Genomic DNA, 25,247 nt, shown 5'->3' with positions numbered 1-25,247 from the left:
CACCTGCCGACGTACGGGTTCGCGGCTTACGCCGGTTCTGCGACGGAGGTGAGGCGGAGCTGCGACTCCAACCGGCCGAGCGGGTCGGGAATGCCGGAGACGGTCATCCACGCGTTGACCGCCGACCCTTTGACCACGGCCGTGATCTGCCGGTAGCCAGCGGCGTCCATGGGCTGCGGACCGTGCCGGATGACGGACTCATACACCGACTCCGACGCCAGGAACACCAGGTCGGCCCCGGAGGCGGCGAGCGCCTCGCGGGCGGGCTGCGCGTCGACGAGGCGGGCGGCATGGATAACGGCCTGTCCGGATATTCCATGTTCGTCGCGGTGGACGGGGCCAACGTGCAGCGCCGCGCGCAACTGAATGCGGGCGACCGGGCTTGCGCACTTGTTGTACCGCCTGATCTCGGCCTGCAGCCAGACGGGCAGGGCGACGACCCGGTCCATCGGGATGGTCGGCGGGATGACCGACAGCGCCCCGTCACCGCGGTCCTCGTGGTAGCAGGCGTCCCAGGAGATGCCGGCCCGGTCGAAGGCCTTTCCGAGGATGCGATAGAGGCCCCAGCGCGCGAACATCTGAACGTCGTCGTCCCGGTCCGGGTCACCGAATCCGGCGATGTCGAAGAACAGGATCGGGCAATAGGCGCCCGAGGGAACCGGCTCTGGGCGGCCGGAGGTGCAGCAAGAGACGCAGTGCGGTCGCGCCGTGGGGAATGGCGGGGCCTGAGGACGAGAATGTTCCATTGGTACGACCTCCCGGAGACCCGTTCCGTGGGGGGTGGGACAATGCCGGCCGGCCGCTCCGGCGATGCCCCCGCAGACGCCGATGGCTTCGTGCTGGTGGTTTCTTGCCTTGTCGCACGAGTATGCGCAGGTGGTCATCGCGGGAAACGCGAGCTTCCCCACGGGTTCAGCCAGCTTCATCCGCGACTTTCAGCGATTGCCCGCAGTTGTCGCGACGCCTCCCAGTCCGTCCCGGGTTTACCCACCTTTACGAGCGCCGGGCGTCGGGCGGCATTTCGCCATCACACCGGTTGACGCCCTGGCTATCCTGCTTTTATCTGACCATCCCGATGTCTCCCATATTTCAGGGAGCAGGATCCGGGAGGCGGCGGGAGGTGTCGGGAGGTGCCCAGGACCCGGAGGGATGCCAAGCCGTCGACCACGCGGTTCATCGCCCTCCTGCGAGCGCTCGGGCTGGCCGTGAGCTCGTTCGGCGTGTCCCACGCGCAACTCGAACGGCGCCTGTGCGACCGGATCTCGGCTGGCCACCGCGCCCTGCGGGCCATGCAGGACGACCCGGCCCAGAACGAGCGCGAAGAACTGCGGCGCCTGATCACCCGTAAGTCCGCCGCCGAGGAGAGCGGGCTCGCCCGGTCCGACGGTCGTCGCGACAGAGCGGGCGGGCAGCGGATCGGCGAGCTGCTGGCCGGCAAGTACCCGCGGGACGCGATGCCGTCGCGACGGCGGGTCGAGGTGTGCGTCGACGTGCTCCTGGAGGTCGTCGAGGAGAAGGATCCCGACGGCTATGCCGATGGCCGGTACGGAACGCGGCAGATGTGGCAGGAGCTGTGGCTCGAGGCCGACCAGGGCCGGGTGCCCGCGATCGGTGCGGGGATGGCCAGGACGGTCGCCGGTTATCTCGACGTCGCCATCGAGCAACTGGCCAGAACGGCCGGTGTGAACGGCCCGCCCGGCACCGCACCGGCCGAACCGCCGGCCCTCCGGGAAGCCACGGACGCTCCGGCGACGCGACCGCCGGAGGCCTTGGGATCACGACCGGACCCGGCCACACCGGCGAGAGGCGACACCACCGAACCGAGCATGGCATCGGCTCCGGCCACCGGCACTCGCCACGAGACCGTCCACCGTCAGGACACTCCGCGGCTCCCATCGCAGGCCGCTCCTCTGGACTCACCGCAGGGCGCTCCGTCCGATTCGACGCAGGGCGCTGTGCCGGACTCGACGCAGAGCGTCCTGCCCGCCTCGACGCAGGGTGCTGTGCCGGACTCGACGCAGAGCGTCCTGCCCGCCTCGACGCAGCGCTCTTCGCGGCGTCCACGAAAGACGGCGCTCATCTGGCGGCCGGCGCGCATGCGATCGCCCGTACGGATGCGCACCTGGCTGGTGCTGGCGGCCTGCCTGGCATGCTTCATCGCCGGCGGCTTCGTAGGGCGGATTCCCACGTCCGCCGCACAGCCCGCGCAGTTGATCAGCACGCAGCCGTACCCGATCGTCGCCGGGCAGCCGATCACCATTCCGATCCGGCCGTCCTCGCGGCAGGACTGGTATCTGGACCTGCGCCTCAATCTCGGCCACACCAAGGAGCAGGGTCTGCAGTTCTGCAGTTACCGCGGCACGCTGACCTACCACGTCGAGGTGGACGGCAAGTCGTTCCCCACCGCCCGATCGCCCCGTGGCCGGCGCGACGTGGCGGTGAACGGCGTCCACGTCGGCCCGGTCACGAGCATGAACATCGTGGTGACGTTCGACACCGAGAAGCCGTACCGCACTCCCACGGCGCGCCAGGTCGCCGAGCCGCCGCGGTGCGAGCTCACCCTCGACCTGACCGGCTCGGTCCTGCGCACCGCCGACCACCCGGAAACCCCGATTCCGAGCCACGAGGTGCAGGGCAACGGGCCGCTCGCCGGGAAGAAACGACTCAAGATCGCCGTGAAGATCGACCAGCCGGGCATCGGGGAGATCGTCGACTACGACCGCCGGGGCATCGACATCGACGTCGCCAACTACATCGCCCAGAAGCTCGGCGCGATGCCCGAGTGGCACGACGTGACGTCACAGAACCGCGAGACCCTCATCGAGTCCGGTCAGGTCGACCTGGTCATCGCCAGCTACTCCATGAACGAGGACCGGCTCGACAAGATCACATTTGCCGGGCCCTACCTCATAGCCGGCCAGGACATCCTGATCCACAAGTCGGACGCCGACGCCATCACGGGCAGGGAGAGCCTCAAGGACCGGAAGGTGTGCGGCGTGTTCAACTCCGCGTCGACCGAGCGCCTCATCCGTCGGTTCGGGACGAGCTGGAACAGTCCTCGGCACCTGATCTGGCGGAACGGGTACGGAGAGTGCGTCAACGAACTCCTGGCCCGCAAGGTCGACGCCATCTCCACCGACAACTCGCTGCTGGCCGGTTACGTCGCGAAGTACCCGGACCGGCTGCAGCTGGTCGGACGCCCCTTCTCCACCGAGGAGTACGGCATCGGCCTGCCCAAGAACGCCACGCGTGACGCGAGCCGGATCAACGCCATCCTGCAACAAATGATCAATGACGGGAGCTGGGCCGAGAGCATCAGGCACCATCTCGGCCGCGAGGCGGAGCCCTTCGTCGAGACCCCGCCCAACCTCTACCCCTGACCCGGGCCCCTGACCCGGGCCCCTGACCTGGCCGCCCCTGAGCTGGCCACTTCTACCTGGCGCCCGGCGAGATCAGCCCGGGTCGCCGAGGGCCTGCCGCAGGTGTGCGGCGGCGGCCAGCTCCAGATCGCCCAGGTCGCTGCTCACCGTGGCGAAGGTGAATCCGGCGTCGAGCCGCTGCACCGCCGTCGCGCCGTCGCCGCAGTGCATCCCGCAGGCGATGCCCGCCGCCTCGGCGGCGGCCACGATGGTCTTGAGCGCGTCGGCGAGCGGGGCGGCGACGGCGAGATCACCGGGGGTGCTCCCACCCAGTGCCAGCGTGAGGTCCGACGGGCCCACATAGAGGCCGTCGAGCCCGTCGACCGCACAGATCTCCTCGACGTTCGCCAGACCGTCCGCCGTCTCGATCATCACGACACAGGCCACCTGCTCGTTGGCCTCCGCCGGGTCCGGCCCGACCCGCAGCGCCGACCGCATGGGCCCGAAGCTGCGCACCCCGTGCGGCGGATACCGGCAGGCCCCTACCGCCGCCGCGGCCTCCTCCGCGCTGTTCACGAGCGGCACGATCACCGCTCGCGCACCGACGTCCAGAGCCCGCCCGATCCACGTGGGGTCGTTGGCGGGTACCCGGACGATCCCGGCCGCCCGGCCGCCAGCGTCGATCGCCGTCATGGCGGCGAGCCAGCCGGCGTAGTCCAGCAGACCGTGCTGGCCGTCCACACAGACGTAGTCGTAGCCCGCCCGTGCGATCCGCTCGGTGCCCACCGGGTTGTCGCAGACGATCCAGTAGCCGAGCAGCCGCTGCCGCCCACGCAGCCTGCCCGCGAAGTTCTCCGCCGTACTCATGTCACCTGCCGAAGTCGATGCCCGCCCGATCGCGACGCCCGTCGCACTCACACCCTCCCACCCACCGGGGCGGCGTCGTGACCGCCCGCCCGTCCCGCGCCGTTCCGCGCGTACGTCATGGCCGCTCGGCGGTGGCGGCGAGGTGGCCGTCGAGTCTCCCGGCGATGCTCGCCCAGGCGGATCGGGCACCGCCTTGGACGCCGAGGTTCGGGAGCCGTTCGTGGATGATCGTCATCTCGGTGGTGTCATCGTCGGGCCGGAGCGTGACGGTGACCTGGGTGGTCTGGTCGTCGGTGCTGCCGGCCGACCAGGTGAAGACGAGCCGGCGGGACGGTTCGACGACGAGGTATTCGCCGGTGACCTCGTCCGCGCCGCTTTCGAAGATCTTGACGATCCGGTAGCGGCCGCCCACCACGGGATCGCATGAGGCTTCGGCGACGATTCCGGGGTCGGGGCAGAGCCACTGCTGGAGCCGGTCCGCGTCGGTCCAGGCGTCGAACACCTCCTCCGGCGAGGCCTTGAGAATGCGTTTGACCTGAACGACGCCGCTCATTTCTCCCCCTCGGCCGCGCGCTTCTCCACGTGCTCGACCAGTGCGTCCGCACGGCGCTCCCAGAAGCCGGTGTAATCGGCGATCCACTGCTCGGCCTCGGTCAGCCGCTCGGTCTCGGCACGCAGGTAGTGGTCCCGTCCCCTGATCTCCCGCCGCACCAGGCCGGCGCGTTCGAGCACCGAGATGTGCTTGGAGACCGCGTTCAGCGACATCGGCAACGGCCGGGCGATGTCCGTGACCCGGGCCTCGGCGTGCCGCAGCCGATGCAGGATCGCGCGCCGGGTGGGATCCGCCAGCGCCGCGTAGGTCAGGTCCAGGGGCGCCTGAGAACCTGCCGGTGCTGCGTACCGATCTCGGCGCGAGCCTGTCGCATCTGGAATGGACGATCAACGCCTACAACCTGGCCCTCGCGTGCCTGATCCTCACCGGGTCCTCGCTCGGCGACCGGTTCGGCCGCCGCCGGATGTACGTCATCGGGCTGGGGGTCTTCACCCTCGCCTCGGCGGCCGCCGCGCTGTCGGGGAGCGTCGAGGCGCTCATCGTGGCCCGCGTGGTGCAGGGTGCCGGGGCGGCCGTGGTGCTGTCGCTGACCCTCACACTGATCAGCGATGTCTTCCCCGCGGAGAAGCGCGGAGCGGTGATCGGGATGTGGGGAGGGGTCTCGGGTCTCGGCGTGGCCGCCGGCCCACTGGTCGGCGGCGCGATCATCGAGGGCATCTCCTGGCAGTGGATCTTCTGGATCAACATGCCGATCGGGCTCGTCCTCCTGCCGCTGTCCGCACGCCTGCTCAGGGAGAGCCGCGGTCCCCGCCCCCAGCTCGACATCACCGGCCTGGGTCTGATCGGCCTCGGGATGTTCGCGCTGACCTGGGCGCCGGTACGGGCGCCCGCGATCGGCTGGGACAGCGCCGAGGTGATCGGGGCGCTGCTGATCGGCGTCCTGCTCGTGGCGGCCTTCCTGGGCTGGGAGCGGCGGGCGACCCACCCGATGCTGCCGCTGCGCTACTTCCGCCTGCGCGGGTTCTCCACAGCCGACGGGATGGTCTTCTGCCAGTTCCTGTCGCTTCTCGGCGCCCTGTTCCTGATCACCCAGCTGTTCCAGATCGGGCTGGGCCACTCTCCGCTGGAGGCGGGCCTGCGCATCCTGCCCTGGACGGGCATGCCGATGCTGGTGGCTCCGCTCGCCGGCGCGCTCGCGGATCGGTTCGGCAACCGGCCCTTCATGGTCCTCGGCCTGTTCCTGCAGGCGGCCGGCCTCGCCTGGGTCGCGGCCGTCGTCGAGCCGGGAACGGGATACGGGGAGCTGGTCGGCGGCCTGATCGTGGCCGGGATCGGCATCGCGATGTGCTTCCCCACGGTCGCCAACGCCGTGGTCTCCTCGGTCCCGCTCGATGACACGGGCTTGCCCTGGGGCACCAACAACGCGCTGCGCGAGGTGGGCGGCGTGTTCGGCATCGCGATCGTCGCCGCGGTCTTCGCCGGCAACGGCGGAGCTCACCGGCCGCGTTCATCGACGGGTTCAAACCGGCGCTGTGGGTCTCGGCCGCCCTGGCGGCAGCGGGCCTGGCGGCCGGGCTGCTCGCCCCATCACATCCACGCCGCAAGCCCCCGGCCACCACGGTCGCCGCACCGGCCGCGGTGTCAGCGGGGGGAACGCGATGACCACGCTCTCGGGGAGCACCGCACTGGTGACCGGCGCGAGCCGCGGCTTCGGCCGGGCCATCGCCCGCGCGCTCTGCGCGGCCGACGCGGACGTCGTCGGCGACGCGGCCGATCCCGCCGTCGCGTACCGGCTCCTCGACGACCACAGGCCCGGCATCCTGGTGCTCAACGCCGGAGCGGCGCCGGTGTCGGTACCACTCCACGAGCACACCTGGGAGACCTTCGGCCGGCACTGGGAGGTCGACGTCCGGCACGCCTTCCACTGGACCCCGTCAGGCGACTGCTCCGCCCGCTCTCCCCCGGCAGCGTGGTGGTCACGATGTCCAGCGGCGCCGCGCTTCACGGGTCACCTCTCAGCGGCGGCTATGCCGGAGCCAAGGCCGCCATCAGGTTCCTGACCGCCTACGCGGCGGCCGAGGCGCGGCGAAGCGGGCTCGGCATCAGGTTCGTCTCCGTGCTTCCGGGGCTGACACCGGCGACGGAGCTGGGCCTGGACGCGGCCGCCGCCTACGCGGCCAGGGAGGGCGTGGACGTCCAGACCTTTCTGGAGGCGCGTGGCCCGGCACTCACCCTCGAACAGGTGGGAAAGGCCGTCGTCGACCTGGTCACCGACACCGGCCACCACCACGACGCCTACCTGCTCGGGCCTTCCGGTCTCTCCGTGGTGGAGTGATCGTGGTGGAGTGACCGTGGTGGAGTGATCGTGGTGGAGTGACCGTGGTGGAGTGACCGCGACGAAGGGACGGGTCGGTGCCGCGGCGGCCGACGGCCGAGATCACTTGGCCGGCATGAAGTGCGCGAGGACCTCGGGGTTGGCCAGGGCATCGAGGTTGGCGGCGCGTTCCACGGGGGTGCCGAGCAGGATCTTGCGGACCGGGACCTCCAGTTTCTTGCCGGACAGCGTGCGCGGGATTCCGGGCACCTCGGTGATCTCGTCGGGCACGTGCCGCGGAGACAGGGCGGAGCGCAGGGACCCGCGCAGCCGCCGCACCAGATCGTCGGAGAGCGTCGCGTCCGGGGCCAGCGTGACGAAGAGGAGGAGCCGGCCTTCGCCGCCCAGTTGCCCGGTGTCGACGACCAGGCTGTCGGCGATCTCGTCGAACGCCTCGACGACCCGGTAGAAGTCCGACGTGCCCATCCGCACCCCGCCGCGGTTGAGCGTGGAGTCGGACCGGCCGTAGATCACACAGCCGCCGTCAGGAAGGATCTTGATCCAGTCGCCGTGCCGCCAGACACCGGGATAGGTGTCGAAGTAGGACTCACGGTAGCGCTCGCCCTGCGGATCGCCCCAGAAGCCGACCGGCATCGACGGCATCGGCTCGGTGATGACCAGTTCCCCGACCTCGTCGATCACCGGCTCGCCGGTGGGCCCATAGGCCTCGACCTTGGCGCCGAGGCCGCGGCACTGGATGATGCCCGCCCGGACCGGGAGCAGCGGGGAACCCCCGACGAACCCGCTGCACAGGTCCGTGCCTCCGGAGAACGAGCCGAGCGGGATGTCGCCGGCGACGGCGTCGTACACCCACGCGAAGCCCTCCGGCGGCAGCGGCGAGCCGGTCGAGCCGAGACCGCGGAGCCGCGACAGGTCCAGCTCCTCGCCGGGGCGCAGGCCCGCCTTCATGGACGCCACGATGTACGGCGCGCCGACGCCGAAGTAGGTCACCCCGGTCTCAGCGGCGAGCCGCCACAGCGTGTCGCCGTTCGGCGCGCCGTCGTACATCACCACGGTGGCACCGACCAGGAGGCCGCCGATGAGGTAGTTCCACATCATCCAGCCGGTGGTGGTGAACCAGAAGAACACATCGCCCGGCCCGAGATCCTGGTGGAACGACAGTGCCTTGAGATGCTCCAGCACCACACCGCCGTGACCGTGCACGATCGGCTTGGGCAGCCCCGTCGTGCCCGAGGAGTAGAGGATCCAGAGCGGATGGTCGAAGGGCAGCGCCTCGACGTCGAGCCCGGCCGCCCCGGGATCGTCGACCGTCGCCCCGGCCAGTTCCGCGTACGTCATCGCGCCCTCGGCCAGGCGTGCGCCGGGGTCGAGATACGGGATCAGCACCGTGGACTCGAGGGTGGGCAGCGCCGCTCGAATGTCGCCGACGACCGGCAGGCGGTCGTGCTCCCTGCCGTTGTAGCGGTAGCCGTCGACGGCCACCAGCACCTTGGGCTCGATCTGGGTGAACCGGTCGATGACGCTGGGCGCGCCGAAGTCAGGCGAGCACGACGACCAGACGGCGCCGAGACTCGCCACCGCGAGGAAGACGATCAGCGCTTCGGGGATGTTGGGGAGGTAGCCCGCGACCCGGTCGCCGCGCCGTACGCCGAGACCGCGCAGGCCCGCCCGCACGGCGACGACCTCGTGGGCGAGCTCGGCCCAGGTGAGCGTGCGTTCCACGCCACCCTCGGCCCGGAAGACCACGGCCGTACGGTCCCGGACCGCCGGATCACCGGCCCTGCGCAGCACATTGCCGGTGTAGTTGATCGTCGCGCCGGGAAACCAGCGCAGGGGGTCGGGCGAGGTCGGCATGGGACCGGCGGAGCGGACCGGGCCGTCGCCCCTCGTGCCTCGCACATCGAAAAAGCTCCACAGCGAGTCCCAGAAGGCGTCCACCTCGGTGACCGACCAGCGCCACAGCTCCTCGTACGACCGGGCCCGCACGCCACGGTCCGACAGCCAGGTCATGTAGCGGGTGACCCGGGCGCCGGCGATGACCTCGGCGGACGGCTTCCAGAGCCGGACACCCTCCGGTACGGATGCGAGCTCGTTGTCGGCGGTCATGGCGTCTGCTCCCCGTGTTGTCGCTGCGGCAGTCCCAGCATCGGACTCCAGTCGTGATCATGCAACGGCCCTATGCCCGGCGGGGCGGGCAACTGCATGATCGCGGCGGTGGAGGGGCCCGCCGGGAGGCACGGCCAGGGTCGTGCCACGTTATCCGGCATGGCCAGGGTCTTGGGGGTGTGTCTCCTGGCCCGGCCCGAGGGGGTCGCCCGTCATCTGCTGGACGATCTTCTCCAGGGCGGTGCGCATGTGGTGTCGTTCCTCGGCGGTGACCGACTCGGTGAGGCGCGGGCCGCACGGTGGGAGGCCTCACACCACAAGCCCCGGGACGTCCTCAGGCGGCGGAAGGGGTCGTGAAGTGGCCGATCGCGCGGATCACCGTCTGGGTGTCGGCGAGCGTGGGCAACACCAGGTCGGCGCCCGCCGCGCGCAGCGCGGCCTCGTTGGCGGTGCCGGTCGCGACCGCGATGACCTTGATCCGGGCGATCTGGGCCGCCTGCACGTCCCGTGGTGAGTCGGCGATGAGCACGGTGGCCGGCTCCCCGATCGGCAGGCCGAATCGCTTCTCGATGTACTTCTCCGCGGTCCTCGAACGGGCCAGCCCGATCAGCGCGCTCTTGGGATAACTCTCCGAGCCGTATCCGCCGACCTCGAAGTCGACGTACTGGTCCAGGCGGAGCTCGGTCAGCTTGACGATCGCGTTGGGCCGGATCGAGCCGGTCAGCACGGACTGCACGACACCAGGCTGTCTGTCGACCCCGGCGAGCGCCTCCCGGGCGCCGGGCAGCACCCGGCCGTGCGTGCGGACGTCACGCTGGCGAACGCGGAAGGCCTCGGCCAGCGCCGCGATGAACTTCGGCAGGTGCTCGTCGTCGGTGATGACGTCGTTGAACGCCAGCGTCTCAAAAATGATCTCGGACTCGGAGCGGCCCGCGGTCGCGGCCAGCGTGACCAACTGGCGTCCCGTCACTCTGCGGAAGGCGTCGGCGTAGGCCTCCCTGGTCACGCGTCCCACGTCGACAAGCGTGTGATCGATGTTCCACAGCACCAGACGCTGAATCGTCGACATTCACGTTCCCATGCATAAAGGCACCAGTGACGGTGCGGGGGTGCACCCATCGTCGGGCCTGGCCACCGGTCCTGGCAACCGCTCCCGGCAAGCGGTCCTGCGACCGGTGCCGGTCGCAGGACCTGGTCGCTCCTACGCGTTCCCCGGCCGCCGGCGCCCGAGGCGCGCCGGCGGCGGAACCGCCGGTCATCCCATGTGCGGATACCGGTGGTCGGTGGGCGGTACGAAGGTCTCCTTGATCGTCCGGGTGTTGACCCAGCGGGTCAGGTTCCAGATCGATCCGGCCTTGTCGTTGGTGCCGCTCGCCCGGGCGCCGCCGAAGGGCTGCTGCCCGACCACGGCGCCGGTCGGCTTGTCGTTGATGTAGAAGTTCCCGGCGGCGAACCGCAGGGCCTCGCTCGCCGCCGCGATCGCCGCACGATCCTGCGCGATGATCGCCCCGGTCAGGCCGTACGGCGCGGCGCTCTCCATCTGCCGGAGCATCGCGTCGTAGTCGCGGTCCTCGTAGACGTGCACGCCGAGGATCGGGCCGAAGTACTCGGTGGTGAAGATCTCATCGGCCGGGTCGGCGGACACGAGCACGGTCGGCTCGACGAAGTATCCGGTGCTGTCGTCGGCACCGCCGCCGACGAGTACGTCGACTCCGTCGGCCGCCTTCGCGCGCTCCAGCGCGGCGCGGTGCTTGGCGAACGCCCGGTCGTCGATCACGGCTCCCATGAAGGCCGACAGGTCGTCGGCGACGTTGCCCATGGTGAGCGAACCGGCGGTCGCCAAGAACTCGTCGCGCATGCCGTTCCACACCGAACGCGGGAGGTAGGCCCGCGACGCCGCCGAGCACTTCTGCCCCTGGTACTCGTACGCGCCCCGGATCAGCGCCGTGGCCAGGACGGCGGGGTCGGCCGAGGGGTGGGCGACGATGAAGTCCTTGCCGCCGGTCTCTCCGACCAGCCGCGGGTAGGACGCGTACCCGGCGATGTTCTCGCCCACGGTCCGCCACAGGTGCTGGAACGTGCCGGTGCTGCCGGTGAAGTGCACACCGGCCAGCTCCGGGTGCCGGAGCGCCACGTTGGAGATCGCCTGGCCGTCCCCTGTCACCATGTTGATCACGCCGGAGGGCAGCCCCGCCGCTTCGAACAGCCGCATGGTGAAGTGGGCGGCGAACTGCTGGGTCGGCGAGGGCTTCCAGACGACCACGTTGCCCATGAGCGCGGCGGCGGCCGGCAGGTTGGCGGCGATCGCGGTGAAGTTGAACGGCGTGATCGCGAGGACGAAGCCCTCCAGCGGGCGGTACTCCATCCGGTTCCACACGCCCGGAGACGACAGCGGCTGCTGGGCGTAGACCTGACGGGCGAAGTCGACGTTGAACCGCAGGAAGTCGATCAGCTCGCAGGCGGCGTCGATCTCGGCCTGCTGCACGGACTTGGACTGCCCGAGCACGGTGGCCGCGTTGAGCGTCGCCCGCCAGGGGCCGGACAGCAGCTCGGCCGCCTTGAGGAAGATCGCGGCCCGGTCGTCGAAGGACATCGCTCGCCAGCCCGGGGCGGCCAGGCGAGCGGCGTCGATCGCGGCGCGGACGTCGTCGTCGGTCGCGTTCCGCGCCTGGCCCAGCACATGGGCGTGGTTGTGCGGCTCCACGACGTCGATCGGGGCGCCGCCCCCGAGACGCCGCTCTCCGCCCACCGTCATGGTGAGATCGATCTGCTCGTCGCCAAGTTGCTTGATCTTGGCCTCGAGCGCGGCGCGCTCCGCGCTGCCGGGCGCGTAGGTCTTGACCGGTTCGTTCGCCGGTGCGGGCACGTTCGTGACGGCGTCCATCAGCCTTGCTCCCAAAATTCCGACATCGATGTCGATACGCGCATCGTCGCATGCCTTGACCAGGCCAGCGAATCCGGCTTCGACCTGGCGTCACCCCCGCTCAGCGAACCCTCTGGAGCGGGCCACACCGCCCCGGCGGACGCGGATCAGTACGCAGCGCGGACCAGGACAGGCGGATCAAGGCAGTAGGTGCGACAGCTCCTGGGTGGCGTACCACAGGAGCTCGTGGCCCTCTGCGCCGTCGACGGTGAAGCGGGCGTCGTCGTCACCGGCGTCGGCGGCGGCCAGCGCGGCGGCGGCGGCCCGGACGTCGTCCGCGGCCCCCGGGTCGTCGACATGCCCGGAGGCGATCTTCTTGGCCGGGACCGGCGCGGTCAGCCGTACGGCCGCGCGTTCGTCCTCGTCGGCCACCCCGGCGTCGCCCGGCACTCGGCCCACCGCCTGGTCGGGCACCTCGACGGCGAGCACGACCCTGCGCGGCGGCGCCGCCGGGTCGTCGGCGAGCATCCGCAGCGAGGCCCGCGCGGCGGCGGTCAGCGCGGCGTACTCGAGTTCCTCCAGGTCACCCTCCGCGTACCACTCGCGTAGCTCGGGGGTCACCGCGTACGCGGTCAGCGGCACAGGGCCGATCTCGCCGGCGGCGAGGGCGCGGCCGAGCGAGGGAAGCGTTGAGGGAAGGTAGACGCGCATGCCTTCTCGAGGGTAGGAGCAGACGGCGATCAACGGGACGCGATCGCTCCGAGTGTGCCAGCTATGGAGCGTAGACCTTCACCCGGCCCGACCGCCCCGAAGCGCGGACCGGCTGCCTCCGGCGTGTCGCAAGGGCGCATGACGCGGGTTCCGCCATGTCGCGGGCACGAACCTCGCTCGCGCCCGCGACACACCGGACTCAGCGCATGCCCAGGCGCCGCAGGGCCAGCCCGGCCGCGCCGAGCGCGCCGTCGCCGGCCCGGGTCGGATCAACGGCGAACCGTTCGCGCAGGCCGGCGTGCACGGCGTCGCTCACCGGCCCGCTGCCGAGCACCGATCCGGCCATGACCACCGGAGGGGAACCGACATCGATCGCGGAACGCACCGCCGCCACGTCCATGAGCAGCCATTCGGCCGCCTCGTCGGCGATCCGCCGGGCGACGGGGTCGCCGGCGAGGGCGGCGGCACTGACCACCGGCCCGAGCCGCCCGAGTGCCGCGGGTGGCCGCCCGTACACCTCTTTGATGATCGCCTGGGTCAGCGCGACATTGGGCGTGACGATGGGCCGCTCCAGCGTCGCGGTGGGTCCCGGCTGGACCTGCTGCACGCCCCCGCCGCCCAGGCCTGCCATGACCATCGCCGGTGTGCGTCCACGGGAGGTCTCCCTGGACGTACGGAAGCCATGACCGTGCCGGGCCGAGCGGACGACCGGAACGCCCAGTGCGGTGAGCCTGGCGGCGCCGAGCAGCGCCCGTGGAACCGACTCGGCCAGCAGGGTCGGGGCGCCACGGCCGTCGTAGGCGGCGAGGACCGCCCGGACCGCCTCTCTGCCCAGCCAGACCGCCGAGCCCTCGTCACCGACCAGCCAGCCATAGCCGTCGGCGCGCCGCTTGATCGCGCCGTCGCTGATCGCGGCCGCCCCTGCCCCGGTGCCCGAGAAGACCACGATGCCCTCGGGCGCGGACGAGCCGGCGGCGAAGGCGACGGCGATATCGGTCACCACGGCCGGGGAGCCGCGAAGCCCAACGGCGCGCCATGCCCGTCTGGCCGCGGTCACCGCCGCGGGCCGGCCGGCGGCTCCGGCTCCGGCGATGCCGAAGACGCCGTTGAGGATGAGGGAACGATCGAGGTCGCCCACCGCGGCACTGAGCGCGGTGGTCAGCGCGCCCGCGGTGTCGCCCCCGGAGTTGGGGTTGGCGCCAGGCCCGGAGCCGGAACCGGCCAGGGCGCCACTCAATGTCATTACGGCACAGCGGGTACTTGTGCCACCCGCGTCAATGCCGACCACGAAGGGACCGGCCAAATGGGTCAACACAACGTGACCGTAGACCCTTTCGAGATTGACACCATATGGGGCCCGTAAGAAACTTTCCTCCATGAGGAAACCTGCCGGACAGGATCCGGGGGACGGGGAACCGATGGGAGCGGCGTTCACCGCCGTGTTCGGCGGAAGCGACACCCCCGCGCCCCCCACCGCAACACCACCGCTCAGCACCGTCGTGCGGGTGCGGTCGCTACTGCCCTCGCTGCCGCCGGCCGAACGCCGGGTCGCGCAGCGGGTGATCGACGACCCCGAGGGGGTCGCCAACTCCACCATCACCGAACTCGCCCACGCGTGCGGCACGTCGGAAACGACCGTCATCAGGTTCTGCCGGGCCATCGGATTCACCGGCTACCCGGAGCTGAGGCTGACCCTGGCGACCGAGGTGGGGCGAGCACAGATCTCCTCCGGCGGCAGGATCGTCGGCAGCGACATCAGTCCCGACGACACTCTCGAACAGATCGTCGAGAAGGTCACCTTCGCCGACGCCCGGGCGGTGGAGGAGACCGCGGCCCAGCTCGACGTCAAGAATCTCGAACAGGTCGTCGACGCCGTGGCCGGCGCCCGGCGCGTCGACATCTACGGGGTCGGCGCCAGCGCCTTCGTCGCCATGGATTTCCAGCAGAAGCTGCACCGCATAGGACGGATCTCCTACGCCTGGTCGGACGCGCACATCATGCTGACCAGCGCGGCCGTGATGGGGCCTGGAGACGTCGCCGTCGGCATCTCCCACACGGGGGCCACCGTCGACACCATCGACGCGCTGACCGTCGCCAAGCGCCGTGGGGTCACCACGGTGGCGCTCACCAACTTTCCCAGGTCCGCCATCACCGAGGTGGCCGACCTCGTCCTGACCACCGCCGCCCGCGAGACGACCTTCCGATCCGGTGCGACCGCGAGCCGACTGGCCCAGCTCACGGTCATCGATTGTGTGTTCGTCGGGGTGGCACAGCGGACCTTCGGTTCGACCCGTGGCGCCCTCGAGGCGACCTACGAGGCGGTCCGGGGCCGAACCATGCGCACTGACCGGAGGCGTCGGTGATCGAGCAAGAGCGGTGTGACATCCCCACCGAATGGCGTAATCCCCGGACCATGGAGGTCGACACCCTCCCGACGATCGACGTGCTGCGCCTCATCAACGCCGAGGACGAGCGCGTTCCCCTCGCGGTGGCCGAGGTACTGCCGCGTGTGGCGACGATCGTGGACCTCGCGGTCGAGAGCCTGCGCGGCGGCGGCCGGGTCCACTACTTCGGGGCCGGCACCTCGGGACGGCTGGCCGTGATCGACGCCGCCGAACTGCCGCCGACCTTCGGTATCGACGGAGGGCATGTGGTCGCCCACCAGGCCGGAGGGGAAGGCGCCATGTCCCATGCCGTCGAGGACGTCGAGGACGATCCGGATCTCGGCGCCCGCGACGCGGCCGACGTACGGCCCGGTGACGTGGCGATCGGGATCGCCGCGAGCGGCCGCACCCCGTACGTCGTAGGGGCCTTGCGCGCGGCCGCGCGGGCGGGGGCGCACACGGCACTGATCAGCGCGAACCCGCTGGCCCCGTTCGGCGCCGAGGTGGACGTGCACATCGGGCTGTCCACAGGCCCGGAGGTGATCAGCGGATCCACCCGGATGAAGGCGGGCACGGCCACCAAGCTGGTCCTGAACGCCTTCTCCACGACCGTGATGGTCCAGTTGGGCCGCACCTACTCCAACCTGATGGTCAGCGTCAACGCCCTCAACTCCAAGCTGAGAGGACGGCTCGTCCGCATCCTGATGGAGGCGACCGACATGGACGCCCGGACGTGCGAGACGGCGCTGGCCGAAGCGGGCGGCGACACCCGCGTCGCGCTGGTGTCGCTGCTCGGCGAGGTGCCGCCCGAGCACGCGGCGGCCGCGCTGCGCGACGCCCAGGGCTCGGTCCGCGCGGCCCTCCGCAGGCTGGGCACACCCTGACTCCTGCGAACCCGTCGTTCACCCGCCCCGGCCGTCGTTGCCCCGTCCGGACCCATGGCCCGGGCATCCCCTACCATCGGGCACGTGACCGAACCGGATTCAACTGTTCGTGGTGTGCTCACCGACTGGGGCGGCGTCCTGACTCCGCCGCTGAAGGACTCCGTCGCCTCATGGTTGGCGGCGGACGGCCTCGACGTCGAGCACTACCGCGAGGTCATGCGGGCGTGGGTGGGGCAGGCCTATGACGGAGGGGCCGTCAACCCGATCCACGGGCTCGAGGACGGCACGCTCGAGCCGGCCGAGTTCGAGCGGCTGCTCGCCGCCGAGCTGCGGCTGGCCGACGGCGGTCCGGTGCGCGCCGAGGGGCTGCTGCGCCGGATGTTCCACGGCTTCCAGCCGGTCGAGGCGATGTACGAGGCCCTGCGCCGCGCCCGGGCCGGTGGGGCCCGCACCGGCCTGATCTCGAACTCCTGGGGCAACGACTACCCCCGAGAGCTGTGGGACGAACTGTTCGACTGCGTCGTGATCTCCGCCGAGATCGGCATGCGCAAGCCCGACGAGGGCATCTTCCGGCACGCCCTCGAATCGCTCGGGCTGGAGCCGGACGAGTGCGTCTTCATCGACGACATCGAGCACAACGTCCGAGCCGCCGAGACCATCGGCATGATCGGGCTGCACCACACCGACGTGGCGACGACGGTCGGCCGGCTGGAAGGGCTCCTCGAGATCTCCCTTAGCGGCTGATCCGCCCGGGGTGACGCCGTCCTGATCGGCATGCTCATGTCCGTCGTATGGCCGGAGCATCCCCGCACCGGTGTTAACGTCGGGTGCTCATCATGCTTCGCATCATGCCGCGTCCCGTTCTCGTGCTCATCGTCGCCGCGGCGGCGATGGCACCGCTGATCTCGTGCACCTCCGAGGGCACGAGGGGGCCTGCGCCGGTGCGCACCCCCAGCGGAACGCCCACTCCACCGTCGGCGGTGCCCGGGCTGGTCGCACGGATGTCCGTGCGGGAGAAGGTCGGCCAGCTGTTCGTCCCGACCTTCCAGACCCAGGCGCAGGCCGTCGCCATGATCAAGCGCTACCACGTCGGCGGGTTCATCTACTTCCCCGTCAACACCCGGGCCCCACGGCAGACCGCACAGCTGTCCAACGCACTGCAGAAGACGGCGAAGGTGCCGTTGCTGATCAGCGTCGACGAGGAACAGGGCCTGGTCACCCGGCTGCCGTACATCACCCACTTCCCGGGGAACATGGCGCTCGGGGCCACCCGGAGCCCGGGCGACGTCCGCGCGGCCGCTCGGGTGACCGGCGCCGAGCTCCGGGCGGTGGGCATCAACCAGGACTTCTCGCCGGTCGCCGACGTCAACGTCGACCCCGCCAACCCGGTGATCGGCACCCGATCGTTCGGCTCCGACCCCGACCTGGCGGCCCGGCTCGTCGGCTCGGCGGTGGACGGCTTCCGGGACGCGGGCGTGGCGGCCACCGCCAAGCACTTCCCCGGCCACGGTGACACCTCGACCGACAGCCACACCGGCCTGCCCGTGATCAGACATACCCGGGGGGAGTGGGAGAAGGTCGACGCCCCGCCGTTCCGTGCCGCGATCGCCCACCACGTCGACTCGATCATGTCGGCGCACATCGTGGTCCGCGGGCTCGACGACTCCGGCGATCCGGCGACGTTGTCGCCCAAGGTGCTGACCGGCGTGCTCCGCGGCGATCTCGGCTATCAGGGCGTGATCATCACCGACTCACTGCAGATGGCCGGTGTACGGCGGAAGTACGGCGACAGGGGCGCCCCGGTGCGCGCGATCAAGGCCGGAGCCGATCAGCTGCTCATGCCGCCGAGCCTGCCGAAGGCCTACGACGCGGTGCTCGACGCGGTGCAGGCGGGGTCGATCCCCAAGCGGCGTCTCGACGACGCGGTCACCCGCGTGCTTCGGCTCAAGGAGCAACGTGGCCTGTTCGCCGGCACGGCGGCCGACCCGGCCGCGGCCGACGCCGTCATCGGCTCGGCGCAGCACCGGGCGACGGCCCGGCAGGTCGCCGAGCACTCGATCACGCTCGTGAAGAACGAGGGCCGGCTGCTCCCGCTGCGCGCGAAGAGCGTGTACGTCACCGGCACGGACGCCCCGTCGGTGGCCGGTGCCCTGCGCAGGCAGGGCGTACGGGTCGTCGGCACCGCGCGGTCGGCCGACGTCGCCGTGCTCACGACGCGGAACACCGGAGCCGCCACCGCGGCGCGGGTTCGGGCGCTCGGCACCAAGCCGGTGATCGTTGCCGCGCTGGGCCTGCCGTACGACCTCCGCCACGCCGGAGGCGCCAAGGCCGCGCTCGCGACCTACTCCGCCGGCTCGGCCTCCGTCACCGCTCTCGCCAGGGTGCTGACGGGCTCGGCACGGCCGACCGGCAAACTCCCCGTCGCCATACCGAAGACGTACGGCTTCGGCCATGGACTGACGTACCCGTAGACGGCGTCATATCCGGCCTGGGAGGATTCCGGCACGGCAGGTGAGGAGGTCCCGAGTGCGTGTCAGGCTGCCCATCGCAGCTCTGGTGCTCGTTCCGTTGCTCGCTTCGTGCGGGTCCGGCGGCGACATCGAGACCTCCATACCACCGCTGACCCCAGAGCCCACAATCACGCTGCCGCCGCAGGACGCCGCCAGCGAACGGCGTTCCCTGCCCGCCCGCACCGTCCTTTACCGCTACCTGCGGAGCCTCGCCGCAGGCGACCCCCGGGGCTGCGGCCATCTCGCCCCCGCCTACGACCGGGCCACCTTCGGCAGCGGCGGCTGCCGGAACTGGATGCCCCAGGCCGCACGGCGGCTGACCGCCGGCGACCTCAACGCGCTGCGGGGGGTCACCGTGCCGATCGCCAGCGAGGGCCCCGGACGGGCCGACTACACCGTGCATTTCACCGATCTTCAGTGGCGCACGGAGCCGGCCCAACCCGGCGACGTCCTGGCGTCGAGCTACGTCATCCGCCGCACGGGCACCCGCTGGCTCATCGTCGCGTGAGCGGGCTGGGCGGCCCCGCCAGATGCCCCGTGCCTCCTAGATACCCAGTGCCTCGTGGGCGGCCGCGCGGGCGCCGGCGGCCGACGAGGCCGAACGGGCCGCGGCCGCGGCCTGACGGCATTCGCCCAAGGTCTGCCGGGCCAGCGCGGCTCGTACCAGCGGCAGCGACGGCGCGCTCATCGACAGCGATGTCGCCCCCAGGCCCGTCAGCACGCACGCGAGGACCGGATCTCCGGCCGCCTCTCCGCACACCCCGCACGGTTTGCCGGCCTTGCGTGCCGCGTCGGCGGCGATGGCGACCAGGTCGAGCAGGGCGGGCAGCCACGGGTCCTGCAACCGGGCCAGCCGGCCAACCTGCCGATCGGCGGCGCCGGTGTACTGAGCGAGATCGTTGGTGCCGATGCTGAAGAACTCAACCTCATCGGCGAGGTCCCCGGCGCGCAGCGCCGCGGCCGGTACCTCGATCATGATGCCCGGCATCTCGACCCCGGCGTCGCGGCAGGCCTCCGCGAAGAACCTGGCGTCGTCGAGGTCGGTCACCATGGGGGCCATGACCTGCAGGATCGCGGTGGTACCGGCGGCCGCCCGGGCGAGCGCGCCGAGTTGCTCGGCCAGCAGTTCGGGGTGGCGGCGCAGCATCCGCAGGCCGCGCTCGCCCAGCGCCGGATTGGGCTCCTCACCGGGCGGCGACAGGAAGCCGAGGGGCTTGTCCGCGCCCGCGTCGAGGACTCGTACGATCACCCGGCCCTTCGGGAACGCCTCGAGAACGCGCCGGTAGACGGCCTCCTGCTCGTCGCCTCCGGGCCTGTTGGAACGATCGAGGTAAAGGAACTCGGTGCGGAAGAGCCCCACGCCCTCGGCACCGGCGGCCACCGCCGCCTCGATGTCCCTGGGGCCACCGATGTTGGCGAGCAACGGCACGGCGTGGCCGTCCCTGGTCGCCCCGTGCTTCACACCGGGCCCGGACGCCTCCAGGGCGGCTCGGTCCCGCTCCGCCGCGGCGGCTCGCGCGAGTACGACGTCCTCCTCCGCCGGGTCCGGTCGTACGACACCGGACGTGCCGTCGACCAGCACCGTGCTGCCGCCCGGCAGCGACGCGCATCCGGGACAGGCCACCACGGCGGGGACGCCAATGGCGCGGGCCAGGATCGCCGTATGGCTGGTCGGCCCGCCCTCCTCGGTCACGAATGCGACCACGTGGGAGGGGTCGAGCAGCGCGGTGTCCGCCGGAGCGAGATCGCGTGCGACCAGCACGAACGGTTCATCCGACACCGGCAGTCCCGGCATCGGCCGGCCGAGCAGCCGCGCGACCGCCCGGTCGCGCACGTCGTCGAGGTCGGCGACCCGGCCGGCGACGTACTCCCCCGCCGCGCCCAGCACCTCGCGGTAGAAGGCGAACGCCTCGAAGACGGCGCGAGGTGCGGAGATGCCGTCGTCGATCTTCGCCGAGACGAGGTCGGCGAGGCCGGGGTCGCGGGCCATCATGGCCTGGGCGTCGAGCACGTCCCGGGCCTCGGCACGGCCGGCGGAGGCGGCCTGCTCACCACGGGACCGCAGATCCCGCGCCACGGCGTCCAGCGCGCCGGCGGCCGCCTCCTTCGCCCGGCGGGCGTCACCGTCGTGGCGCTCCGCCGGTGGCTCCGGTACGGCGCCCGCGATCACCCGGACCGGGCCGAACCCGATCCCGGGGCTGACCCCGATGCCGCGCAGCCCGGACTCCCCGGCGACCGGCCCACCGGTCCCCGAACCGCTCAGACCGGATGCGCCATCAGGCACCCTCGGGCTCCGACACGAGCTCCTCCAGCTCGTTCAGCACGACGTCGGCGTCGGTCGTGTCCTCACCGTCGCCGACGATGATCAAGATCTCCTCGCCCTGCCGGACGTCGAGTCCGAGCACCGCGAGGATGCTCTTCGCGTTGACGGGGTCGCCGTCCGGCCTGGCGATGCCGACGTCCACCGGCACTCTCGCGGCCGCCTGCACGAACAGCGCGGCCGGTCGGGCGTGCAGCCCAACCGACGACGCTACCTTCACCCGGCGCTCAGCCATGCTTGCCTCCTCTGTCGCAGGCCCTGGGCCAGGTCGGCGCGCAGGGCATGTCCACTGTCCCCAACGTGGCACGACCTCCAGGAAGTCCCACGGCGCCACGACGGTCCGGGCAGGTCAGCCGGTCTGGGTCACCTTGTTGAGGCCACGTGGGACGTCCGGGTCGATGCCGAGCCGGCGGGCCAGTGCCTCGACCAGGAGCTGCCCCGGAACGATCAGGGCCAGCGGAGCGACCCACTCGGGCAGGTCCGGGCCGGGCAACGTGTGCGAGCACACCTCGGCCAGCGCGTGCCCGCCCACGCCGTACGCCCGGGAGCCGGCCCCCGTCACCCGGCCCGCCAGCGCGATCGTGCCCGCCAGGTTGGGCCCGGAATCGGCCGCCAGCAGGATCGCCGGGGTGCCCGAGTCGACGACGGCGATGGGGCCGTGCAGCAGATCGGCGTACGAGAGGCCCATCGCGTGCAGGTAGCACGCCTCCTTGAGCTTGAGTGCGAGCTCCAGCGCGGTGCCGAAGACCATCCCCCGTCCCGACACGACCGCCCCGGGGACGCCGGCCAACTCCTCGGTGATGGCCGGGAGCGCCTCGGACGACTCCGTCGCCTCGATCACCCGGGCCACCTCGTCCGGCACCCGGCGCAGGTGGGACAGGTCCACGTCGGCGCCCAGCCCCAGCCCGATGACGGCGAGCGCGGCCAGCTGTGTGGTGTAGGTCTTGGTCGCGGGCACGGCCAGCTCATCACCGGCCTCGGTGATCAGCGCGACCTCGGCGGCCTCCGCGAGCGGCGAGCCGGCGCCGTTGGTGACGGCGATCGTACGGGCACCGCAGTCGGCCGCCCAGCCGAGCGTCTCGACGATCTCCTCCGTCTTACCGGACTGGCTGATCGCGACGGCCAGCACGCCGGACAGGTCCAGCTTCTTCTTGTACGTCGTCGCGATCGACGGCGCGGCCAGCGTCGCCAGCCGTCCGGCGTGACTCTCGACGAGGTAGCGCCCGTAGACGGCGGCGTTGTCGGAGGAGCCGCGCGCGATGAAGAGCACCTGACGGGTGCCGCGCGCGACCAGCCCGACGTCGGACATTCTCGGCAGCAGGACGTCGAGCGTGCGGCGCAGCGCCTCGGGCTGCTCACCGATCTCGGCCCGCATGCGCGTGGCGCCCCTGCTCGCGCTCTCGGTCATCTCTGCTCCTTTGCGTGTCACCGAACCGCGCGGCCCTGCTCTACGGCCGGTGTCCTGCTCGGCGATGTCTCGATGGTCCTGGCTTCTCGCCCTCGGCCTGCCGGTCGTGGCCTGCCGCCCACGGGGTCGGTAACGAGTGCTCACGTCCGCTTTCGGAAGACGGCCCGGCCGGCCACCCAGGTCGCCCGCGTACGCAGATCGTCCCCGAGCCAGACCAGGTCGGCGGCGGCCCCCGGTGCGATCCGGCCGAGATCGACGCGGCCGATCAGGTCGGCCGGAATCCGGGTGGCCGCGTCCACGGCCGTCGTGAGGTCGACTCCTAGTCCCACGGTATTGCCGATCGCCTCGTCCAGCCGCAACGCGGAACCGGCGAGCGTGCCGTCCGCCCGTAGCGGCGGGCCGCTCTCGGGGAGCACGATCGGCTCACCGCCCAGCTCGTACCGCCCGGGCGGCATGCCCGCGGACGCCGCCGCGTCGGTCACCAGCACGATGCGGTCGCCGGCGGCGGCGAAGGCGAGCCGGCACACGACCGGTGAGACGTGGTGCAGGTCGACGATGAGCCCGGGACTCAGCCGGGGATCGGTGAGCGCCTGCGCGGCGACGCCGGGTGCGCGGTGGTCGACGCCGGTCTGCGCGTTGAACAGGTGCGTCACCTTGCGCGCACCGGCGGTCACGGCCTGCGCGACCTGGTCGGCGGTGGCGTCGCTGTGCCCGACGCTGACGACCACTCCCGCCTCGGTGAGCGTGCGCACGGCGTCGAGACCGCCGGGGCGTTCCGGCGCCAGCGTCATGAGCTTGACCAGCCCCGTCTCCAGCAGCGCCGCCAGTGCCCGCGGCGTCGGATCGGTGAGCCACTCGCGATTGTGCGCGCCGCGGCGCCGCTCGGACAGGAACGGCCCCTCGAGGTGGACGCCGAGCACCCGGGAGCCCTGGGACAGCCCCGGCAGCACCTGTGCCGTCCGGCGCAGCGCGGCCGTGAGCCTGTCGACGGGAGCGGTGATGAACGTGGGCAGGAAGGCGGTGACCCCGGTCTCCGGCAGCCGGCCGACCACGGTCTGCCAGCCGGCCTCGTCTGCGTCGGCCAGATCATGGCCGAAATATCCGTTGACCTGCAGGTCGACCAGGCCGGGCGACAGCGTGCCACCGGTCAGCGTCACGTCGGGCGGATCACTCGGGCTGCCCTCGACCACCTCTGTGATCACGCCGTCGGTGATGCGTACATGACCCGGGCCGATCAGCCGGGACTCCTTCTCGCCGACGATCAGGCGGTCCGCCGCGATGACTGTGGTGGGGCTCATGAGCTCGCTGACGCCATTCGTTCGCCTCTGGGTCCTGTAGCGATGAGATCGCGTCACCGGTCGTCCCGGTCCGCGTTGACATGACGGTGAATGCTGTGGTCTAGTCCGGCCTAGACCAGTACGCACCATACCTCCCCCGCCGCCCAGTCACCAGAGGTGGTCCGTGGGCGCGATCGATCCCACCAGTCCCGTACCGAAGTACCTGCAGTTGCGAGCGAGCCTCGTGGCGCTCATCGACGCCGCGGAGCTGCCCGTGGACGCGCCGATCCCGTCCGAGCGGGAACTGGGCCAGGAGTACGGCCTGTCCCGCATGACGGTGCGTCAGGCCGTCGAGCAGCTCGTCTCCGAAGGGCGGCTGCGCCGTGTCCCGGGCCGGGGCACGTTCGTCGCCCGGCCCAAGATCGAGATGCCGCTGCGGCTCGTGTCGTTCACCGCCGACATGCTGGCCCGCGGGATGCGGCCGGGCGCCCGCGACCTGAACCGGCACACCGTACGCGCAACCGCGCACCTGGCACGGATCTTCGACGTCCGGACGGGCACCGACCTCCATGTCGTCGAACGACTCCGCACGGCCGACGGGGAGCCGATGGCCATCGAGCGGGCGCACATCCCGGCGTCACTCGCCCCTGATCTGTTCGACCGGCCGCTGGCCGACCGATCCCTCTACGAGGTGCTCGAAGCCGACTACGGCATCGTGTTCGACGCGGGAGAGCAGACCATCGAGGCGGGGCTCGCCGACGCCGCCGACGCCGAACTCCTCCACATCGCGCCCGCCGGCGCGGTGCTGCTGCTGGAACGCCACTCCTACGCCGGTGACGTGTGCGCCGAGGCCACCATGTCGACCTACCGGGCCGACCGGTATCACCTCTACACGGCGCTGGAGAACCCGCGTCGGGGCCGCACCTCCACTCGCTGATCCCGGACCCATGGTGGCCGGATCCGGCCGCGACGTATCAGAAGGCCTGCCCAGCGCCTCTGTTGTGTGCCGTCCCCGCCCCCTGAGGGCGCCGGGAACCGAACCACCGCAGAGGAGACGCCCATGAGCGCGCGCACGTCTCGCCGATCCGCCGTCCGGCTGTTCGCCTATCCCGCCGGCCGCACGACCGGACCGGGCCACGAGGCGATCGCCGTCGACGGGTCGCTCGCCCTGACTCCCGGACACGCCCCGTCCACGGGGCCGCCGCGCCGGCCCCGCACCGGCGGGCCGCCGACCGCGTCCGCGAGGGCCCGTTCGGCGCTTCGCTCCGTACGGCAGCGCGACGGCGGGCCGGACGACGGACTGGCGACGGCGGCCGAAGTCATCATCAGGCTGGCCCTTGAGGCGTTCGCCGGACGGCGACCGTTCCATCATCTGGCCCGATGGGTGACGCTCCGCGTGGCGGAGGAGCTCTCCTGTCACCGCCCGCCGGCTCCGGCCACGGGCCGCGTGTCACCGCCGCGGATTCTCAGCTCGTGGATTCAGACGCCCGCCGCCGACCACGCGGAGGTGGGCGCCGTCGCGCTGCTGGGCGGCGAGGTCCAGGCGATCGCGCTTCGGCTGGAGCGGTTCCGCGGCCGCTGGCGGTGCCGGGCGCTGGAGACGACGATGCGCCGCCGCTGAGACGGCCGGTCGAACACCGCACCCCGCCATGATTCACGTGATCATGGCG

At 71.6% G+C, this 25,247-nt stretch carries 23 protein-coding genes; 10 read left to right on the top strand and 13 right to left on the bottom strand.

The annotated features are described in order from the left end of the window. Positions 1–26: 26 nt before the first annotated feature. On the bottom strand, positions 27–746 hold the full coding sequence (locus HKK72_RS02630) for a hypothetical protein (protein WP_187232575.1): 720 nt from the start codon (positions 744–746) through the stop codon (positions 27–29). A 384-nt stretch (positions 747–1,130) separates the two neighbouring features. Between HKK72_RS02630 and HKK72_RS41975 the strand changes: the two genes are divergently transcribed. After that, positions 1,131–3,380, top strand: coding sequence for a transporter substrate-binding domain-containing protein (locus tag HKK72_RS41975; RefSeq protein ID WP_187232574.1), 2,250 nt, complete (start codon positions 1,131–1,133; stop codon positions 3,378–3,380). A gap of 72 nt (positions 3,381–3,452) precedes the next feature. Here the strand turns inward: HKK72_RS41975 and HKK72_RS02620 are convergent, their stop codons facing one another. The 3 genes from HKK72_RS02620 to HKK72_RS02610 all read right to left on the bottom strand — a co-directional run bounded on the left by HKK72_RS02620 (position 3,453) and on the right by HKK72_RS02610 (position 5,075). Further along, positions 3,453–4,226, bottom strand: coding sequence for an HpcH/HpaI aldolase family protein (locus HKK72_RS02620; protein ID WP_187232573.1), 774 nt, complete (start codon positions 4,224–4,226; stop codon positions 3,453–3,455). A 115-nt stretch (positions 4,227–4,341) separates the two neighbouring features. After that, positions 4,342–4,779: an SRPBCC domain-containing protein gene (locus tag HKK72_RS02615; protein WP_187232572.1), complete on the bottom strand. Its 438-nt coding sequence runs from the start codon at positions 4,777–4,779 to the stop codon at positions 4,342–4,344. After that, a complete protein-coding gene (locus tag HKK72_RS02610; RefSeq protein ID WP_410050279.1) occupies positions 4,776–5,075 on the bottom strand; it encodes an ArsR/SmtB family transcription factor in 300 nt (99 codons plus the stop codon). Before HKK72_RS02610 ends, HKK72_RS02615 begins: the two co-directional genes overlap by 4 nt. Positions 5,076–5,116: 41 nt before the next feature. Here HKK72_RS02610 and HKK72_RS39655 point away from each other — a divergent pair, with 41 nt between their 5' ends. Further along, complete coding sequence (locus HKK72_RS39655; protein ID WP_222720242.1) at positions 5,117–7,114, top strand: DHA2 family efflux MFS transporter permease subunit; 1,998 nt, start codon at positions 5,117–5,119, stop codon at positions 7,112–7,114. Positions 7,115–7,216: 102 nt separating this feature from the next. On the opposite strand, the gene HKK72_RS02595 is transcribed toward HKK72_RS39655, so the two are convergent. Beyond that, positions 7,217–9,220 (bottom strand): acetoacetate--CoA ligase, encoded by a 2,004-nt coding sequence (locus tag HKK72_RS02595; protein ID WP_187232571.1) that lies wholly within the window; start codon positions 9,218–9,220, stop codon positions 7,217–7,219. Between the two features lie 159 nt (positions 9,221–9,379). Here HKK72_RS02595 and HKK72_RS02590 point away from each other — a divergent pair, with 159 nt between their 5' ends. After that, complete coding sequence (locus tag HKK72_RS02590; RefSeq protein ID WP_187232570.1) at positions 9,380–9,577, top strand: hypothetical protein; 198 nt, start codon at positions 9,380–9,382, stop codon at positions 9,575–9,577. On the opposite strand, the gene HKK72_RS02585 is transcribed toward HKK72_RS02590, so the two are convergent. The 4 genes from HKK72_RS02585 to HKK72_RS02570 all read right to left on the bottom strand — a co-directional run bounded on the left by HKK72_RS02585 (position 9,555) and on the right by HKK72_RS02570 (position 14,037). Next, a complete protein-coding gene (locus HKK72_RS02585; RefSeq protein ID WP_187232569.1) occupies positions 9,555–10,289 on the bottom strand; it encodes an HAD family hydrolase in 735 nt (244 codons plus the stop codon). The two genes, HKK72_RS02590 and HKK72_RS02585, sit on opposite strands and share 23 nt — an antisense overlap. Positions 10,290–10,475: 186 nt before the next feature. Further along, positions 10,476–12,104, bottom strand: coding sequence for an L-glutamate gamma-semialdehyde dehydrogenase (pruA, locus tag HKK72_RS02580; protein WP_187232568.1), 1,629 nt, complete (start codon positions 12,102–12,104; stop codon positions 10,476–10,478). Positions 12,105–12,281: 177 nt separating this feature from the next. Further along, positions 12,282–12,794 (bottom strand): DUF6912 family protein, encoded by a 513-nt coding sequence (locus HKK72_RS02575; protein ID WP_187232567.1) that lies wholly within the window; start codon positions 12,792–12,794, stop codon positions 12,282–12,284. A gap of 199 nt (positions 12,795–12,993) precedes the next feature. Beyond that, positions 12,994–14,037, bottom strand: a complete 1,044-nt coding sequence (locus HKK72_RS02570; protein WP_410050276.1) for a BadF/BadG/BcrA/BcrD ATPase family protein — start codon at positions 14,035–14,037, stop codon at positions 12,994–12,996. Positions 14,038–14,170: 133 nt separating this feature from the next. Here HKK72_RS02570 and HKK72_RS02565 point away from each other — a divergent pair, with 133 nt between their 5' ends. The 5 genes from HKK72_RS02565 (at position 14,171) to HKK72_RS02545 (ending at position 19,080) form a co-directional block, all read left to right on the top strand. Continuing rightward, positions 14,171–15,157 (top strand): MurR/RpiR family transcriptional regulator, encoded by a 987-nt coding sequence (locus HKK72_RS02565; RefSeq protein ID WP_410050275.1) that lies wholly within the window; start codon positions 14,171–14,173, stop codon positions 15,155–15,157. Further along, positions 15,154–16,062 carry an N-acetylmuramic acid 6-phosphate etherase gene (murQ, locus tag HKK72_RS02560; protein ID WP_315987037.1) on the top strand — a complete coding sequence of 303 codons (909 nt, stop codon included), beginning with the start codon at positions 15,154–15,156 and terminating at the stop codon, positions 16,060–16,062. The genes HKK72_RS02565 and murQ overlap by 4 nt, the downstream gene beginning before the upstream one ends. A 54-nt stretch (positions 16,063–16,116) precedes the next feature. Then, a complete protein-coding gene (locus HKK72_RS02555) occupies positions 16,117–16,806 on the top strand; it encodes an HAD family hydrolase (protein ID WP_187232566.1) in 690 nt (229 codons plus the stop codon). A 104-nt stretch (positions 16,807–16,910) separates the two neighbouring features. Beyond that, positions 16,911–18,533, top strand: a complete 1,623-nt coding sequence (locus tag HKK72_RS02550; RefSeq protein ID WP_261986474.1) for a glycoside hydrolase family 3 protein — start codon at positions 16,911–16,913, stop codon at positions 18,531–18,533. Between the two features lie 55 nt (positions 18,534–18,588). Next, a complete protein-coding gene (locus tag HKK72_RS02545) occupies positions 18,589–19,080 on the top strand; it encodes a hypothetical protein (RefSeq protein ID WP_187232564.1) in 492 nt (163 codons plus the stop codon). Positions 19,081–19,116: 36 nt separating this feature from the next. Here the strand turns inward: HKK72_RS02545 and ptsP are convergent, their stop codons facing one another. The 4 genes from ptsP to nagA all read right to left on the bottom strand — a co-directional run bounded on the left by ptsP (position 19,117) and on the right by nagA (position 23,598). Beyond that, entirely contained in the window at positions 19,117–20,856 is a 1,740-nt protein-coding gene (gene ptsP / locus HKK72_RS02540) for a phosphoenolpyruvate--protein phosphotransferase (protein WP_315987035.1), read from the bottom strand. Next, the gene (locus tag HKK72_RS02535; protein WP_187232563.1) at positions 20,849–21,127 is read right to left on the bottom strand and encodes an HPr family phosphocarrier protein; all 279 of its coding nucleotides are present in this window, start codon (positions 21,125–21,127) and stop codon (positions 20,849–20,851) included. Before HKK72_RS02535 ends, ptsP begins: the two co-directional genes overlap by 8 nt. A gap of 114 nt (positions 21,128–21,241) precedes the next feature. After that, positions 21,242–22,267 carry an SIS domain-containing protein gene (locus HKK72_RS02530; RefSeq protein WP_187232624.1) on the bottom strand — a complete coding sequence of 342 codons (1,026 nt, stop codon included), beginning with the start codon at positions 22,265–22,267 and terminating at the stop codon, positions 21,242–21,244. 173 nt (positions 22,268–22,440) lie between these two features. Next, positions 22,441–23,598, bottom strand: coding sequence for an N-acetylglucosamine-6-phosphate deacetylase (gene nagA / locus HKK72_RS02525; protein WP_187232562.1), 1,158 nt, complete (start codon positions 23,596–23,598; stop codon positions 22,441–22,443). A gap of 163 nt (positions 23,599–23,761) precedes the next feature. On the opposite strand from nagA, the gene HKK72_RS02520 reads away from it, so the two are divergent. Both HKK72_RS02520 and HKK72_RS02515 read left to right on the top strand, forming a co-directional pair. Then, the gene (locus tag HKK72_RS02520) at positions 23,762–24,514 is read left to right on the top strand and encodes a GntR family transcriptional regulator (RefSeq protein ID WP_187232561.1); all 753 of its coding nucleotides are present in this window, start codon (positions 23,762–23,764) and stop codon (positions 24,512–24,514) included. Between the two features lie 123 nt (positions 24,515–24,637). Then, positions 24,638–25,198 (top strand): Rv3235 family protein, encoded by a 561-nt coding sequence (locus HKK72_RS02515; RefSeq protein WP_187232560.1) that lies wholly within the window; start codon positions 24,638–24,640, stop codon positions 25,196–25,198. Positions 25,199–25,247 lie beyond the last annotated feature (49 nt).

The organism is Actinomadura sp. HBU206391 (genome assembly GCF_014323665.1).
In the GTDB taxonomy this organism is placed as follows: domain Bacteria; phylum Actinomycetota; class Actinomycetes; order Streptosporangiales; family Streptosporangiaceae; genus Actinomadura_C.
Note: the sequence above shows the minus strand (reverse complement) of the source record. Positions and strands in the feature narration are given on the sequence as shown.